This window comes from Actinomycetota bacterium (assembly GCA_040754375.1).
Lineage (GTDB): Bacteria > Actinomycetota > Acidimicrobiia > Acidimicrobiales > AC-14 > JBFMCT01.
The window spans coordinates 59,362-72,158 of record JBFMCT010000014.1 but is presented as its reverse complement, the minus strand read 5'-3'; the positions used below and the strand labels follow the sequence as shown (position 1 = coordinate 72,158).

14 protein-coding genes and 1 tRNA gene are annotated in these 12,797 nt (G+C 72.6%); 3 read left to right on the top strand and 12 right to left on the bottom strand.

Annotated elements, in window-relative coordinates; genetic code table 11:
- Positions 1 to 112: 112 nt before the first annotated feature.
- From AB1673_08320 to AB1673_08280, 9 genes are all read right to left on the bottom strand, one after another.
- Entirely contained in the window at positions 113 to 463 is a 351-nt protein-coding gene (locus tag AB1673_08320) for a DUF4917 family protein (protein ID MEW6153975.1), read from the bottom strand.
- 116 nt (positions 464 to 579) lie between these two features.
- Positions 580 to 1,737, bottom strand: coding sequence for a site-specific integrase (locus tag AB1673_08315; protein ID MEW6153974.1), 1,158 nt, complete (start codon positions 1,735 to 1,737; stop codon positions 580 to 582).
- 117 nt (positions 1,738 to 1,854) lie between these two features.
- Positions 1,855 to 1,930, bottom strand: a tRNA-Ala gene (locus AB1673_08310).
- A 15-nt stretch (positions 1,931 to 1,945) separates the two neighbouring features.
- Entirely contained in the window at positions 1,946 to 2,587 is a 642-nt protein-coding gene (locus tag AB1673_08305) for a haloacid dehalogenase (protein MEW6153973.1), read from the bottom strand.
- Positions 2,588 to 2,606: 19 nt separating this feature from the next.
- Positions 2,607 to 3,152: a hypothetical protein gene (locus AB1673_08300; protein ID MEW6153972.1), complete on the bottom strand. Its 546-nt coding sequence runs from the start codon at positions 3,150 to 3,152 to the stop codon at positions 2,607 to 2,609.
- A 208-nt stretch (positions 3,153 to 3,360) separates the two neighbouring features.
- A complete protein-coding gene (gene moaC, locus AB1673_08295) occupies positions 3,361 to 3,849 on the bottom strand; it encodes a cyclic pyranopterin monophosphate synthase MoaC (protein MEW6153971.1) in 489 nt (162 codons plus the stop codon).
- Between the two features lie 30 nt (positions 3,850 to 3,879).
- Positions 3,880 to 5,106 carry a gephyrin-like molybdotransferase Glp gene (gene glp, locus AB1673_08290; protein MEW6153970.1) on the bottom strand — a complete coding sequence of 409 codons (1,227 nt, stop codon included), beginning with the start codon at positions 5,104 to 5,106 and terminating at the stop codon, positions 3,880 to 3,882.
- 34 nt (positions 5,107 to 5,140) lie between these two features.
- Entirely contained in the window at positions 5,141 to 6,025 is an 885-nt protein-coding gene (gene galU, locus AB1673_08285; GenBank protein ID MEW6153969.1) for a UTP--glucose-1-phosphate uridylyltransferase GalU, read from the bottom strand.
- Positions 6,022 to 7,146, bottom strand: coding sequence for a sensor domain-containing diguanylate cyclase (locus tag AB1673_08280; GenBank protein ID MEW6153968.1), 1,125 nt, complete (start codon positions 7,144 to 7,146; stop codon positions 6,022 to 6,024). The genes galU and AB1673_08280 overlap by 4 nt, the downstream gene beginning before the upstream one ends.
- A 74-nt stretch (positions 7,147 to 7,220) precedes the next feature.
- Between AB1673_08280 and AB1673_08275 the strand changes: the two genes are divergently transcribed.
- From AB1673_08275 to AB1673_08265, 3 genes are all read left to right on the top strand, one after another.
- On the top strand, positions 7,221 to 7,565 hold the full coding sequence (locus tag AB1673_08275; protein MEW6153967.1) for an FmdB family zinc ribbon protein: 345 nt from the start codon (positions 7,221 to 7,223) through the stop codon (positions 7,563 to 7,565).
- 7 nt (positions 7,566 to 7,572) lie between these two features.
- The gene (locus tag AB1673_08270; GenBank protein MEW6153966.1) at positions 7,573 to 8,373 is read left to right on the top strand and encodes an S-methyl-5'-thioadenosine phosphorylase; all 801 of its coding nucleotides are present in this window, start codon (positions 7,573 to 7,575) and stop codon (positions 8,371 to 8,373) included.
- A gap of 73 nt (positions 8,374 to 8,446) precedes the next feature.
- On the top strand, positions 8,447 to 9,136 hold the full coding sequence (locus AB1673_08265) for an SAF domain-containing protein (GenBank protein MEW6153965.1): 690 nt from the start codon (positions 8,447 to 8,449) through the stop codon (positions 9,134 to 9,136).
- A gap of 2 nt (positions 9,137 to 9,138) precedes the next feature.
- Here AB1673_08265 and AB1673_08260 read toward each other — a convergent pair whose 3' ends face one another.
- From AB1673_08260 to AB1673_08250, 3 genes are read right to left on the bottom strand one after another with little or no spacing between them, the layout of a single operon-like run.
- Positions 9,139 to 9,990, bottom strand: a complete 852-nt coding sequence (locus AB1673_08260) for an undecaprenyl-diphosphate phosphatase (GenBank protein ID MEW6153964.1) — start codon at positions 9,988 to 9,990, stop codon at positions 9,139 to 9,141.
- Position 9,991: 1 nt separating this feature from the next.
- Entirely contained in the window at positions 9,992 to 11,416 is a 1,425-nt protein-coding gene (locus AB1673_08255) for a TldD/PmbA family protein (GenBank protein MEW6153963.1), read from the bottom strand.
- The gene (locus tag AB1673_08250; protein MEW6153962.1) at positions 11,409 to 12,797 is read right to left on the bottom strand and encodes a TldD/PmbA family protein; all 1,389 of its coding nucleotides are present in this window, start codon (positions 12,795 to 12,797) and stop codon (positions 11,409 to 11,411) included. Before AB1673_08250 ends, AB1673_08255 begins: the two co-directional genes overlap by 8 nt.

Below are 12,797 nucleotides of genomic sequence, written 5' to 3'. Positions count from 1 at the left end.
CTCGAAGCAGCCCGTCTCCGCCGCCTCACCTACCATCGCCAGCACACCTCGAAGCCAACCGACCAGGGACCCCGCGATGCGGACTGATCGATCCGGGATCTCTATCGCGAACTCAGAAACAGGTCACAGCTGCTCGAAGGTGCTCGATCGCGTTCCAATTCACGTGGCTCGCCTGTACAGCACCCGCAAGCGCCAGCCTTACATTGTCGTAGATCGTATGGATCGGTGCTGCGTCGAGATCGAGGCAGACATTGATCCTGGCAGAGGCCCCCAGTGAGCGGAGAACGTATTCGAAGTTCGTCGAGCCGAGTGCCTCGAAGACACGTACTGCCTCTGGCTCGAGCGGGGCGCTGGTGGACATCCGGGCGCGGTCGTACAGGGACGGGTAGTCGAAACCCGGCCAAACTGCGCGGCTGGCGCCGTTTCCGAGGAGGAGGCCAGACCACTGATAGGTGTCCGAGATCTCGGACCAGTCGACGAGGCGATCATCGACTGTAACAGGTACTGTTACAACAGCACCTCACAGCGTTCGACGTGGGCTTCCGATGCAGATGAGGTGGACACTTCCGAGCGTGGTTTCTAGGACCCGTTGTCGGCTGGCGGGGCCAGCAGCCTGCCTAAGAGGTCGGCCGCGTCCCGGTCGGCTTCGGGGAGGAAGTGGGCGTAGACGTTGAGGGTGACGTTGGGGTTGCGGTGGCCGAGGCGGCCGGCGACGGTGCGGATGTCGACCCCGTTGGCCAGCAGGCGTGTGGCTACGAAATGCCTCAGGTCGTGGAGCCGCACCTCGGGCACGCCGGCCCGCTTGGCGAGGCGGGCGAAGGCCTGGGTGATGTAGGCCGGGTTCCAGCTCTCCATCCCGTCGGGGGAGTCGGAGAACACGAAGCAGTCACCCGACAGCGCCGCCCCGGCGCCGGCGGCGACCTCGTCGGCCACCGCCCGGTGGCGTCGCAAGGCCTCGATCGTGCCGGCGTCGATGGCGATGCGGCGGGAGGTGTGCGTCTTGGTGTCCTTCTCGGCCAGCCCGTCGAGGCCATGGACGATCCCCCGCCGGATCCGCACGACGCCGGCATCGAGGTCGAGGTCGGACCAGCGCAGCGCCACCAGCTCGCCCCGGCGAGCCCCTGTGGCCGCTGCCAGCTGCACGTAGGTGGCGAAGGCGGGGTTCTTCTCCTGAGCCAGGGCGAACAGGCGCATGACCTCGTCGGTCTCAGGTGGGCGGATCTCCGGCGCCGTCCGGCGTGGGGGAGTGGCGAGGCTGACCGGGTTGGACGGGAGCCAGCCCCACCGCGCGGCCTGGGCCATGGCCCGGTGGAGGACGTTGTGGGCCCGGTGCACGGTGGCGGGAGCGAGGGGCTTGCCGCCCCGGCCCCCGCGCCTCCCGATGGCCCGGTAAGCGTTGTCGACCCGGGCCGGCGTGAGCGCCGAGAGCGGCACGGAACCGATGTGGGGACCGAGGTGCTTGTCGATGATCATCCGGGTGACGCTCTGCGTGGAGGGGCTGAGGTCCTCCTGGGCGTGGTCGAACCACCGCTCGAGGGCATCGGCAACCGTCATCGACCGGGTGGGCGCCGACTCGGGGGCCTGGTTGATCATCGTGGCCAAGGCCCGCTGGGCGTCGCGCTTGCCGCCCCGCACGGTCTTGCTGGTGTAGCGCTTCAGGCCGCTCACCGGGTCGCGCCCGTGAAAGACCCGGAGTTCCCATGTGCCCTCGCTGCGCTGCCTGAGGGAGCCTTTCATGCCCATCCACCTCTCTTGGGGATGGCAAACGTTAGACCAAAGATGGGCAAGAGATGGGCAACGGCCCCCTCGGGCCAGGCCAGCGGGCGGCTACAACCCCGCTGACCAGCTACTTTGTGGTGGAGGTGAGCGGACTCGAACCGCCGACTTCCACGTTGCGAACGTGGCGCTCTACCAGCTGAGCTACACCCCCGGCGTGGGGACGAGGTTACTCGACAGGGGGGTTGGTGCGGGATTCGATGGCGGCTTGGAGGCGGGCCTGCAGGACGGTGGTGGTGAGATCGCCGCGGGTGCGTTCCAGGACGGCTCGCAGGGCGTCGACCTGGCGGCGCAGGCCGCCGGTGACGGCGTCGGGGTAGTCCATGGACATGAGCAGGCCGTAGACGTCGTCCATGGCGGTGAGCAGGCGGCTGGCGTGGTCGAGGTCGCCGGCCCGCAGGCGGTCGAGCAGGTGGCGGCGCAGTTCGGTGGCGGCCTCGGCCAGGCCGCCCAGCCACGAGGAGGCGCCCACTGCCAGCTCGGTGAACGAAGGGAGGTCCCCTCCCTCGACCAGGGCGGCGGTCAGGCGGGCCTCGGCGTACTCCTTCTCGGCGTCGTGAAGGGGGCCGGTGGCGGCCAAGGCCGGGAAGGGACCAAGGGCGTGCTGGGCCTGGCGGAGGGAGGCCTCGGCCTCGTCGGCCAGGGAAAGGGCCTCGGCCGGCTCCAGGCGGTGGACGGCCCGGATCGAGCTGCCGCACGCCCTGATCGTGCGCCGGCAGGCCCCGATGGCGGTTTCGCGGGCGGCGTGGGCTGCGTCGAGGTGGTGGCGCAGGCCGGCCGCTAGCCCGGCAAGGTGCTCGCCGCCGGTCATGGGGGCCGGGCGGCCGGTGTCAGGTCGCGGACCGGTGGAGCAGGGCGGGCTCCGCGCCCAGCCAGCCACTGTCGCCGTCGTCCCAGTGGCCGTCGACCTCCCGGCGGGCCTCATGGCGGCGGGCTGTAGGCAGGAGCCTCACCTTGAGGTCGCGTTCGGCGAGGGCATTGCGCTGGCGCACCAGCAGGGCCACATAGCCGAAGAGCAGCACGTCGGCGGCCACGTGGACGACCCACAGGAAGCGCAGCCCGGGCACGGCCCCGAGCACCAGCGTGGTGCCGGCCGCTACCAGCAGGGCGGTGAGGATGTCCTTACGGCGCCGCCGGGCGTTGCGGCGGGCCATGGCCGCCCGGCTCGCACCGGCGGTGGCCATGCGGCCGTTGGCCACGGGAAGCACGGTCACGGGCGCCAGACGAGGCACCCGGCCTGGGCCCACCGAGCCGTCGTTGCCCCATTCACCTTGGCGGCCGCCCCCTCGGGGGGCAGCCCGGCGCAGCACGGCCAGTTGGCGGTGGAACGCCGTTATGGAGTCGGCGGGCCGGCCCTCGGCACGAGAGCGGAGCACAGGTGGAATGAGAACCGCGGCCCATATGACGGCAAGGATGAGTAGGACCAATGTCACGCTCCTCAGCCTTCCTTTGTGTCTCGTGGACCGTACAACAGAACCTGTTCGCGATCGCGGATGGTCTCGGGAAGTGCCGCCACGTGCTTTCCTAGTTCACCGGGGAGGGCTCGGGCAAGGGCCGGCCGCCGGTAATCGCGGTGCCCACCCGTCACCCGGCGTCGACCGCCCGGCGGTAGGGGCCCGACCGGCCGCCCGTCTTCTCCCAGAGGGCCAGCTCGGTGATGCTGATCGAGCGGTCGACGGACTTGCACATGTCGTAGACGGTCAGGGCGGCCACCGCGCAGGCGGTCATGGCCTCCATCTCGACCCCGGTGCGGTCGACGGTCTCGACCTGGGCCTCGACCTCGACGTTGTCGTCACCGATGGTGAACCCGACGAACACCGAGCCCACCAGCAGGGGGTGGCAGAGCGGGATGAGGTGGGCGGCCTGCTTGGCCGCCTGGATGCCCGCCACCCGGGCCACGGCCAGTACGTCGCCCTTGCTGATGGCGTTGCTGGCGATGAGGTTGGTGGTCTCGGGCTTCATGAGCACCTTGCAGCGGGCCAGGGCTCGCCGGTGGGTGGCCTCTTTGGGGGTGACGTCGACCATGCGCGCCCGGCCGAGTGGGTCGAGATGGGTCAGCCCCCGTTCGTTCATGGCGCTGCAGTGTAGATCGCCGGGAGGGCGCTACCCGGGGGCGCCCGCCAGCAGGACGACCTGGACCGTCTCGCCGGCGCTCACGCCGCTCCCATCGGGCACGACCACCAAGGCGTTGCCCGCGGCCAGGGCGGCCAGCATGTGCGACCCCTGGCCCCCGGCCGAACGCACGTGCAGGCGGCCGTCGGGCCCCTCCCTGGTGGCCCGGGCCCGCACCAGGTGGACCTTGCCGTCGGGCCGCCGTCCGAAGTCCTCCCCGGCCACCGCGGCCACCGTGGGGGGGACGGGCTCGGGGTGGCCGGCCAGTAGCCGCAGGGCGGGCCGGGCGAAGACCTCGAAGGACACCGCGGCCGACACCGGGTTGCCGGGCAGGCCGAACACGGGCCGGCCCCGGAGAAGGCCCCAGGCCAGGGGCTTGCCCGGCTTCATGGCCACGTCCCACGAACGGGCCGCCCCCAGCCGGCCGAACACGTCCTTGACGAAGTCGAAGTCGCCGATGCTGACCCCACCGCTGAGCAGCACGGCGTCGCAGCGGTCGAGGCCGCTCTCGAGGGCGGCGGCGATGGCGCCCCGGTCGTCGCGGGCACACCCCAGGTCGACGGGGGTGCAACCCGCCTCGATGACCAGGCCCAGCAGCAGAGGACGGTTGGAGTCGTAGATCTGGCCGGTACGCAGCTCGGCCGGCGGCTCGACCAGCTCGTCGCCCGTGGACAGGACCCCGACCCGGGGCCGCCGGTGGACTTCCACGGTGTCGCGCCCGACCGACGCCATCAGGCCCAAGAGGGCGGGGGTCAGCAAGGTGCCGGGTGAGACGACCTCCTGGCCGGCCCGGACGTCGCTGCCCGGCTCCCGCACGTTCTGGCCGGGGGCCACGGGCACGTCCACCCGCACCCGGCCCCCGTGGACCGGCGAGGTCCACTCGACGATCACCACTGAATCGGCCCCCGGGGGCATGGGAGCCCCGGTCATGATCCGGACCGCCTGGCCGGGGCCGACGGGCCGGGCCGGGTCGGGGGCCGCCCCGGCGGCCAGGACGGCCACCACCTCGAGCTCCACGGGGGCATCGGTGGTGTCCTCGGCGCGCACGGCGTAGCCGTCCATGGCCGTGTTCGCCCACGCGGGCACGTCGGCGTCGGCCGTCACCGCGGCCGCGGCCACGCACCCCAGGGCGTCGACCAGCAGCAGCTCGGCGCTCGGCAGGGGAGCGCACGACGTCAGGATGGCGGCCCGCACCTCCTCCACGGCCGTCAAGGTCACGGCCGGCCCCGGCCCGCCCCCGCCGACCTGGTGGTCACAGGAGCTTCTTGCGTTGTACGAGGTCTACCAGGAAGGCCCGGAAGTCGGGGCCCAGGTCGTCGCGGTCGATGGCCAGTTCGACGGTGGCCCGCAGGTGGTCGAGCTTGTCCCCCACGTCGAAGCGGCCCTCCTCGATTACGTAGCCGTAGATGGTCTGGTCGCCCAGGAGCATGGCCATGGCGTCGGTGAGCTGGATCTCCCCGCCCCGGCCCGGTTCGACCTTCTCCAGGGCGTCGAATATCTCGGGGGTGAACACGTAGCGGCCCACGACGGCCAGGGTGGACGGGGCGTCCTCGGGCCGGGGCTTCTCGACAAGGCCCAGGACCCGGACGAGCTGGTCGTCGACGGCCTCGGGCTGCACGCACCCGTAGGACGAGATCTCCTTACGGGGGACCTCGGTCAGAGCGACCACCGAGCGTCCGTAGTGCTCGTGCACGCCGAGCATCTCGGGCAGCACCCGCGACTGCTCGGTCATGAACTCGTCGGCCAGCAGGACGGCGAAGGGCTCGTCACCCACGTGCTGGCGGGCCGCGGACACGGCGTGCCCGAGCCCCTTCGGCTCGCTCTGGCGCACGTAGTGGATGTCGGCGATGTCGGCGATGGCCCTGACCTCGGCCAGCAGGTCGTGCTTGCCGGCCGCCGCGAGGTAGTACTCCAGCTCGAACGACCGGTCGAAGTGGTCCTCCAGCGATCGTTTGCCCCGCCCGGTGATGATCAGGATGTCCCGCAGGCCGGCGCGTACGGCCTCCTCGACCACGTGCTGGATGGCCGGCTTGTCGACGATGGGCAGCATCTCTTTGGGCTGGGCCTTGGTGGCCGGCAGGAAGCGAGTCCCGAGCCCAGCCGCGGGGATCACCGCCTTGCGGACGGGGTTCCTCATGGCTCCACACTTGCATGCGCGTGCTCGACCCGGCCCCCGCCCGCAGCCTTGGCCCGGTAGAGGGCGGCGTCGGCCGCCTTGACGACGGCCCGCCCGCTGCGGCCGTGGGCGGGGTAGGACGCCACACCCAGCGACACGGTGAGCTCGACGGGCTCGGGCCCCTCGACGTCGAAAGGGCGCTCGGCCACCCCCGCCCTGACCTTCTCGGCCAGCCGCAAGGCCCCGGCTATGGCGGTGTTGGGCAGCACGAGGGCGAACTCGTCACCCCCGTAGCGAGCGACGAGGTCGACGTCTCGCACGCCGCTGGCCAGCCGGTTGGCCACTTCGCACAGCACGGCGTCTCCCGCCTGGTGGCCCCGGGTGTCGTTGACCATCTTCATCTGGTCGAGGTCGATCAGCACGACCGAGAAAGGCTCCCCGAAGCGGACCGAGCGCTGCTGCTCGGCCAGCAGGCGCAGGTCGAACTGGCGCCGGTTCCACAAGCTGGTGAGGCCGTCGGTGATCGACAGCCGGGTAGCCTCCTCGTAGAGGAACGTGTTCTCGATGGCCGGTTCGACCTGGCGGACCAGTGTCGTGAGCGTGTCGACGTCGTCGATCGTGAACGGGCGGTCACCGGCCCGGCCGTACAGGGCCAGGACCCCGAACGGCCGGTTGGCCGACCGCACGGGCACGGCCAGGGCCACGGCCGCGGCAGGCTCGGCTCCTGGCGAAGGGGGCACCGGCCCGGGCCAGGTGGCTACCGCCATCGACTCGGCGGCCGCGCCGGCCACGCCGTCGCCCACCTTCAGCTCCCCGGCCTCGTGCGGCCCGCACACAGCCACGGGCAGCAGGGCCCCGGTGGCGGCCACCACCCCGTAGACCACTCCGGCCTCGGCCCCGAGGGCGAGCACGCACGTCTCCAGCACGGCGGCCAGGAGGGCGGGCCGGTCGTGGGTGGCCGCCAAGGCGTCGCCCAGCCGCTGGATGGCCCGGCGGAACTCGCCCCCACCCCGCTCGAGGTCGTGGACCCGGGCGGCCAGCTCCGCCACCCGCCGTTCGAGTGCCGCCAGGCGCTCGGCGGCAACGACCGCCGGGCCATCCCCGCCGGGGGGCCCGGCGGCCAGGTCGTCGGGGGCTTCCACCGCTCCCATCGTACGATCACGGAGCCCCCCGGCACGGCTCGGGTACGTCCCGACCAGCCGGTACACTCCCGGCCATGCCGGTCTACGAGTACGCCTGCAAGGCGTGTGGCCACCACCTCGAGGTGTCGCAGTCGTTCAAAGACGCCCCGCTCACCGAGTGCCCGGTCTGCGGCGGCCCGCTGCGCAAGGTGTTCCACTCGATCGGCGTGGTCCTCAAGGGCAGCGGCTTCTACCGCACCGACAGTCGCCTGCCGGCCAAGAAGTCCGAGGGTGGCGACAAGCCGGCCGGCGCCGGCAAGGACGGGGGTGGGGGCGACAGCTCAGCACCGGCCAAGGCCGGCACTGACGGTGGTTCCGACAGCGGAACCGTGAAGGCCGACCCCAAGCCCTCGGGCCCGCCGGCCTCGAAGTCCGCCTGACGGCGGCGTGGGGCTACCGCAGGCCGAGATCGGCGTCTTCGGAGGTACCGGCTTCTACCGGTTCCTGTCCGACGTCGAGGAGGTAACCGTCCAGACCCCCTATGGCCCGCCGTCGGCCCCGGTGGCCGTGGGCGAGCTCGAGGGCCGCCGGGTGGCCTTCCTGCCCCGGCACGGCCGTGCCCACGAACTGCCGGCCCACCGGGTCAACTACCGGGCCAACCTGTGGGCCATGCGGCGCCTGGGGGCCACCCGGGTGCTGGCCCCGTGCAGCGTGGGTTCGCTGCGGCCCGAACTGAAGCCCGGCGAGCTGGTGCTGTGCGACCAGCTCGTCGACCGCACCCGGGGCCGGGGTGACACCTACTTCGACGGCCCCGTGCTCAACTGCATCTCCTTCGCCGACCCTTATTGCTCGGAGTTGCGCCCTTTGCTGGCCGCCGCCTCCCGGGCCGAGGGCGTCACCGCCCACCCCACGGGGACGGTGGTCGTCATCCAAGGACCACGCTTTTCCACCCGGGCCGAGTCCCGGTGGTTCAGCGCCCAGGGCTGGGACGTGGTGAACATGACCCAGTACCCCGAGTGCGTCCTGGCCCGGGAGCTAGGCCTCTGTTATGCCGGCATCGCCCTGGTCACCGACTACGACGCCGGTCTGGCGGGTATCGACGGCATCGAGGCCGTCAGCATGGAGGTGGTGTTCCGGGTCATGCGCGAGAACGTCGCCAAGGTGCAGCGGGTGCTGACCGCGACGCTGCCCGCCATACCGACCGAGCGGTCGTGCCTGTGCGGCGACGGGACTGTCGACCCGGGCTAAGCCCGTGCTGTAGTGTGAGTCTTACCTTCCTCCTCATGTAATTCCGTGTACTAGAGCTCAGGGAAGGAGGGCCATGGGCCGCTTCCGGATGCCGAGCAGGGGCCGCGCCCGGCTGTCGCGGTCCCCGTTGCTGTTCTGGTTGGCCGTGGCCGGCCTGGCCATGGCCACGGCCATGGTCGTCGGGGGGGCCATCGGAGAAGCCCGGTCGCTGGCCGGGCGCTACGGCCCGCTCGTTCCTGTCGTGGTGGCCGCCGCCGAGGTGGGCCCGGGGTCCGAGGTGGCGGCCGGCGAGCTCTCGGTACAGATGGTGCCCTCGACGTTCGTGCCGCCGGGGGCGTTCGCTGCGCCCCTCGAGGTCGAGGGCCGCACCACCGCCACCCCGCTCCTGGCCGGCCAGGTGGTGCTGGCCGGCCACCTCGCCCCCGGTGGCCTGTCGGGCGTGGCCGCTCTGCTTCCCGAGGGCACCCGGGCCGTCACCGTGCCCGCCGGGGGGGCCACCTCCCCGCCTCTCGAGAGGGGCGACGTGGTCGACCTGCTGGCCACCCTCGACCGCCAACCGGCCCTGGCTATCGTGCTCGACGCCCCGGTCGTCGATGTGGCCGACGGCGCCGTCACCGTGGCCGTTCGCCCCGAGGAGGCCCGGTCTGTGGCCTACGCGCTAGCCAACGGCTCGGTCACCGTCACCCTGACCCCTGGTCCGACCCGGAGCCTGGCCCCCGGTCCGGCCCAGGCCCAAGGCCCGGGTGACCAGCGCGGCCCCTGATCTCACCGGGCGCCCGAGGCGACCACGCCGAGGACTGCCGCGCCGGCGGCCATGCGGTAGATGACGAACGGCTTGAACGAGCGGGTGCGCACCAGCCTGAGCGTGCCCCACACGGCCAGGGTGCCCGTGAGACCAGAGGCGATGGTGCCGGCTAAGAAGGCACCGCCCGTGCCTGCCGGCAGGCCCCCGGCGGCCACCACCTGGAGGCCCTTGAACAGCACGGCCCCGCCGATGATGGGCAGGCTCATCAGGAACGAGACCCGGGCCGCGCTGTCGCGGTCGAAGCCCAGCCAGCGGGCGGCCGAGATGGTCACGCCCGACCGGGACACACCCGGGGCCAGGGCCACGGCCTGGGCCGCCCCGATGGTGATGGCGTCGCGCAGGCCGAGCTTGTCGGCCGTACGCGTGCCCTTGCTGCGGTCAGCGGCCGCCAGCACCAGGCCAAAGGCGATCAGCAGGACACCGACGAGCCACTCCCGGCCCAGCTCCCGCTCGATGAAAGACTCGAGGCTGGCCCCCACGGCCGCCCCGGGGAGCGAGGTCAGCAGCAGGAGCCAGGCCAGGCGCTCGTCGGGGGTCTCGACCCGTCGCCGGCGCAGCGACCGGGCGCCGGCCCTGGCGAAGCGGCGGATGTCGGGCGCGAAGTAGGCGGCCGCCCCGATGAAGGTCCCCAGGTGGAGGGCCACGTCGAACGTCTTGTGCAGCTCCGGGTTGGCCGACAGCTCGTCCCACCCGAACAGCCACGGCACCAGCACCAAGTGCCCGCTCGAGGACACCGGGAAGAACTCGGTGAGGCCCTGGACCACGCCCAGCACGACGGCGTGGACGATGGGGATCCCTGCTTGGACGGGCACTTCAGGAGCCTGACAGGGTGACGCCTCCTATCGCCAATGTCAGGCCGGCGGCCCCTCCTGGCAGCCACTCGCGATCGCCGCCCACGGCTACCACGTCTCCCAGCATGGCCTGGAGGGTCGACGCGATGGTGGCCTCCCGCACCGGTTCGGCGAGCTGGCCGCCCCGCACCATGAGGCCCTGCACGCCCACCGAGAAGTCGCCGGTGGTGGCGTTCACGCCCGAGTGCATGCCGGTGACCGACTGCACGAGCAGGCCGTCGCCGATCGCGGCCAGCAACTCGCTCTGGTCGAGCGGGCCGGGGACCAGGGTCAGCGCCCGAGCCCCCACCCCGGGGGTGCTGCGGTAGCCGGCCCGGACGGCGCTGGCCGTCGAGGCCAGGCCCGAGCGCCGGCCGGTGTAGGTGTTCTGGAGGAACTGGCGCAGCACCCCCCCGTCGATGAGGACGTTGCGCCTGGTGGCCAGGCCCTCGGCGTCGAAGCTGGTGGCGCCGTAGGCGTCGGGGTCGGTGGGGTCGTCGACCAGGGTGAGGTCACCGACGGCCACCACCTCGCCGACCCTGCCGGCCAGGAAGGACCGCCCCTTGAGGGCGGCCATGCCCGACAGGACCGACGACACGATGCCCAGGAGCGAGGCGGTGACCGGCGGTTCCAGGAAGACGGTCAGCCGCTGGGAAGGCGGCTTGGTGGCCCCCAGGAGGCGGGTGGCCCGCTCGGCGGCGTCGCCCGCGGCCTTGCCGACGTCGAGGTCGTGGGGCGAGCGGGCCACCGAGTAGCCCGACCCTGTCTGGGTGCCCCGCCCGTCGTCGGCCAGGGCCGAGGCCCACAGCGAACACCCCGTTCTCCTCGACGACGCCCGCACCCCGGTACTGGAGGAGATGGCCGCCTCGAAGGCCGAGTCGCCGTAGTCGGCCGACTCCACGCCCTTGATGCGGGGGTCGGCGGCCCGGGTGGCGGCCTCCACGGCCAGCGCCAGCTCCACCTTGCGGCCCGTGGGGAAGGCGGCCAGCTCGGGCCGCCACAGGTCGAGGTCGGCCGGCGCCACGCCGTCGGGGGTGGCCAGGCCCAGGTGCTCGTCGGCTTCGCCGAAGCGGGCGTTGTCGCGGGCCTCGGCCAGGACCTCGGCCACGGCCTCGGGTGCCAGCGAGGCCGCGTAGGCGAACCCCTGGCGGTGGCCGACGACGACCCGCACCCCCACGCCCTCGGACTGGGCCGACGACAGCGACTCCACCTCGCCCCCGAACACCCGCACCGACGTGTGCGTGCCCCGGGCCACGTAGGCCTCGACCTGCTCGCCGTCACGGGCCCAGCCCGCCACCTGGTCGGCCAGGGTGACCAGGTCGACGGGCCCGGGCGGCGGGCCCTCGGCTGTGCCCGCCGCCGCCTGCGCCGCGGAGGCGGAAGTCGCGGCACCCGCCCCCTCAGCCACCGGTGCCGCCGACGGTCATCGACGAGACCCGCAGGGTGGCCTGGCCCGACGAGACGGGCACCCCCTGGCCGTCCTTGCCGCACGTGCCGGCCCACGTCTCGAAGTCGTTGCCCATGGCGTCGATGGAGCGCAGCACCTCGGGGCCGTTGCCGATGAGGTTGGCCGAGCGCAGCGGGGCCGTGACCACCCCGTTCTCGATCAGGTAGGCCTCGGTCATGCCGAACACGAAGTCGCCTGTGGCCGTGTTGACCTGGCCGCCGCCCAGTTGGACGCAGTAGACGCCGTAGGGGGTCTGGCGGATGATCTCGTCGGGGTCCTCGGTGCCGGCCAGCACGTAGGTGTTGGTCATCCTCACCATGGGCAGGTGCTGGTAGCCCTGGCGCCGGCCGTTGCCCGACGAGCCCCGGCCCTCCTTGCGGGCGCGCAGGAAGTCCCACATGTAGTCGGTCAGCCGCCCGTCCTCGATCAGGACGTTGCGCTGAGCCGGGTGGCCCTCGTCGTCTATCCCGTAGGAGCCCCACTCGTCGACGTAGGAGCCGTCGTCCACGAGCGTCACCAGCGGGCTGGCCACCTGCTCGCCGACCTTGCCCCGGAAGACCGAGGCGTCCTTGCCGACGAGGTCGGACTCCAGGCCGTGGCCGCACGCCTCGTGGAACAGGATCCCGCCCGCCCCCTTGCGCAGCACGACCGGGACCTGACCGCTGGGGGCGGGGCGGGCCTTGAGCAGGTCGGCCGCCCGCCGGGCCGCCACCCGGGCGACCCCTTCGACGTCCACCCGGTCGTAGATCTCGAACCCCACGGTGCCGCCCGCCGTCTCGTACCCGGTCTGGAGGGTGCCGTCGCCGCCGGCCACGACCGATACCGACAGGCGAGTGCGCACCTGGTCCTCGCCGGCCACCAGGCCGTCGCTGTTGGCCACCAGGAAGCGGCGCCGGCCGTCGCCGTAGGTCACGGCCACCTGGCGGACGGCGCCGTCCTCGGCGCGGGCGGCGTCCTCGGCCCGCTTGAGCAGGTCGACCTTGCGTTCCTTGGGCACGTCCTCGGGGAGGACCTGGGCGCGCGACGGCCGCTGAGGGCGGGGGGCGGACAGGGCGACCTCGCGAACCCCCTGGCCGCCACCTCGGGCGGCCGCCCCCGCAGCCTCGGCGGCCGCCAGCAGGCCGGCCTCGCTGAGGTCGGAGGTGTGGGCGAAGCCGGTGGTCTCGCCCCGCACGACCCGGATACCCGCGCCCCGGTCTCGGCCCGACGTAAGTTCTTCGACCCGCCCGTCGTCGAGCCGGGCCGATGACGAACGGCGGTCCTCGGCGAACACCTCGGCGAAGTCGCCCCCTGACCGCAGGGCGGCGGTGAGCACTCGGGCTACGACGGGTTCTTCGATCAC

Coding starts and splice junctions, on each gene's coding strand:
- AB1673_08315 (MEW6153974.1), bottom strand. CDS start 1,737: ATGAAAGGCTCCCTCAGGCAGCGCAGCGAGGGCACATGGGAACTCCGG.
- AB1673_08305 (MEW6153973.1), bottom strand. CDS start 2,587: ATGACCGGCGGCGAGCACCTTGCCGGGCTAGCGGCCGGCCTGCGCCAC.
- moaC (MEW6153971.1), bottom strand. CDS start 3,849: ATGAACGAACGGGGGCTGACCCATCTCGACCCACTCGGCCGGGCGCGC.
- galU (MEW6153969.1), bottom strand. CDS start 6,025: ATGAGGAACCCCGTCCGCAAGGCGGTGATCCCCGCGGCTGGGCTCGGG.
- AB1673_08275 (MEW6153967.1), top strand. CDS start 7,221: ATGCCGGTCTACGAGTACGCCTGCAAGGCGTGTGGCCACCACCTCGAG.
- AB1673_08265 (MEW6153965.1), top strand. CDS start 8,447: ATGGGCCGCTTCCGGATGCCGAGCAGGGGCCGCGCCCGGCTGTCGCGG.